This is a genomic window from Massilia sp. TSP1-1-2 (genome assembly GCF_049896185.1).
GTDB lineage: Bacteria > Pseudomonadota > Gammaproteobacteria > Burkholderiales > Burkholderiaceae_D > Telluria_A.
The window spans coordinates 1-701 of record NZ_JAFCTU010000174.1; the positions used below are offsets into that span (position 1 = coordinate 1).

Annotated in this window: 1 protein-coding gene; it reads right to left on the reverse strand. The window is 56.8% G+C overall.

What is annotated here, in order from left to right; translation table 11 throughout:
• Nucleotides 1-701 (reverse strand): SufD family Fe-S cluster assembly protein (locus ACP7BV_RS27550; protein ID WP_426108096.1); only part of this gene is annotated, 701 nt, incomplete at both ends.

The following is a 701-nucleotide window of genomic DNA, read 5'->3' on the forward strand; positions in this document are numbered from 1 at the left end:
TTATCGCCCAGCAAGATGACCGAAGGATACTTCCAGGTGATCGCCGCCCCGGTCTCGACCTGGGTCCACGAAATTCGTGCGTTGACACCTTTGGCCAGACCGCGTTTGGTGACGAAATTGTAAATGCCGCCGACACCGTTTTCGTCACCCGCATACCAGTTCTGCACGGTCGAATACTTGATGTCGGCATTGTCGAGGGCGACCAGTTCGACGACCGCCGCATGGAGCTGATTGGTGCTGAAGGCTGGCGCGGTACAACCTTCCAGGTAGGACACTGACGCGCCTTCCTCGGCGATAATCAGGGTGCGCTCGAATTGCCCTGACTCCTCGGTGTTGATGCGGAAGTAGGTCGACAAATCCATCGGGCACTTGACGCCCTTGGGAATGAAGCAAAACGAGCCGTCGGTAAATACCGCCGAATTGAGCGCGGCGTAAAAGTTATCGCTGGGCGGGACCACGCTGCCAAGATATTTTCGCACCAGCTCTGGATGCTCCAGCACCGCTTCCGACATCGAACAGAAAATGACGCCGACCTCGGCCAGCTTGTCTTTATAGGTGGTGGCCACCGACACACTGTCAAAAATGACATCGATCGCGACGCCTGCCAGCGCCATGCGCTCGTGCAGCGGTACACCCAGCTTTTCGAAGGTGCGCAACAACTCAGGATCAACCTCATCCCAGGCGCTTCTCGAAATTGAACA